The sequence below is a fragment of the Vibrio sp. Vb1337 genome (assembly GCF_033338715.1).
GTDB classification, from domain to species: Bacteria; Pseudomonadota; Gammaproteobacteria; order Enterobacterales; family Vibrionaceae; genus Vibrio; species Vibrio alginolyticus.
Genome location: NZ_JAWOTD010000157.1, coordinates 1 through 1,223, shown reverse-complemented (window position 1 = coordinate 1,223; position 1,223 = coordinate 1). Strand labels below are relative to the sequence as shown.

Annotated in this window: 1 protein-coding gene; it reads right to left on the bottom strand. The window is 49.1% G+C overall.

Going from position 1 to position 1,223, the window contains the following annotated elements; genetic code table 11:
• On the bottom strand, positions 1-1,223 hold a 1,223-nt coding region (locus tag R7E42_RS24680), incomplete at both ends, for a M16 family metallopeptidase (protein WP_318073186.1).

Genomic DNA, 1,223 nt, shown 5'->3' with positions numbered 1-1,223 from the left:
TAACGATGCTGCCTTCCTCAGCTGGTTGCAGGAAGCCTTCCGCTTTGGCGTTCATGCCCGAAGGCTTTTCACCAGCTTGTAGGTAGGCGCTGTTGAGCGCAGTGAATACATCAGCAAACTGCGCTTGCGTTTCACTTTTGCCCATGCCAATCACAAAGCTTGGTTGATTAGACAGCAGCTCTTTTAACTGCGCGTTTACGCTCTCTAGCGTCGTTTTATCCAAAAAAGCTGCCAAGCTTTGCGCATAGCTCTCTTTCGATTGGCTTACGCTGTCTTGCTCCAATTGGAAAATACGCGCTTCCGCGTAACTATTTGGCTTGCGTTTGCTCCAATCAGAATCAAGATTTGCCAGTTCGCCATACCAGTTAGATGTGATGCTCTCTAGCTCAGCTTGTGTCACGCCGTAATCGCGAAGTGACGTCAACGCACTGATGAAAATTTGGTGCATTTGTTCACGGCGGTCAGGCGAAAATGAGATACCCGCCGACATCAGGCGTTGGTAGTTCGAGTAGTAAGGCTGCGCATAAACGTATTGGTAAGGCTCGGCGGCATCATTGAGAAGACTGATCAAACGCTGTTGAATCAGTTGAATGGCCACTTCGTCTCGCCATTCTGCGTGTTGCTGCTCAACCGTTTCGCGACGAAGATCGCCGCGTTCAATCACCAAATGCAAGCTTGGTGACTCCATCGAGTTGCTTGGCAGAATTTCGTCTTGAGTATTGAGTCGAATGTCACGACGCTTTTCGATGGCGATATCTGAGGTACTTTCCCAGTTCGAGAACTTGTTCTTGATGATGTTAGCAAGCGACTTAGCGTCCACATTGCCCGTGACGATCAGCTCGGCATACTGCGGCTGATACCACTTCTCGTAGAAGTTTTTCAGCCCATTTGACGTCGCGTTCTCAATTGCATCACGAGTACCGATTGGATCATGTTCGGCGTAAGGCGTTCCTTCAATCGAAGCCTCATACGCGTGCATCGAAAACGACTTATCATCTGGATTGGCGCGTCGCCATTCACCCAAGACAACACCTTTCTCTTTTTCAACTTGAGCAGGAGCGAACTCTAAACCGTCGCCAATGTCTCGCATCCAAGTCAGGGCATCTTCAAGCTTATCGTTATTGGCCAAGTCAAGCTTATAGGAGGTTTGCTGATAGGTGGTAAACGCGTTGATATCTGCGCCAAAACTGCCGCCAGATTGCTCAAAAAGCTTAACAACGTCG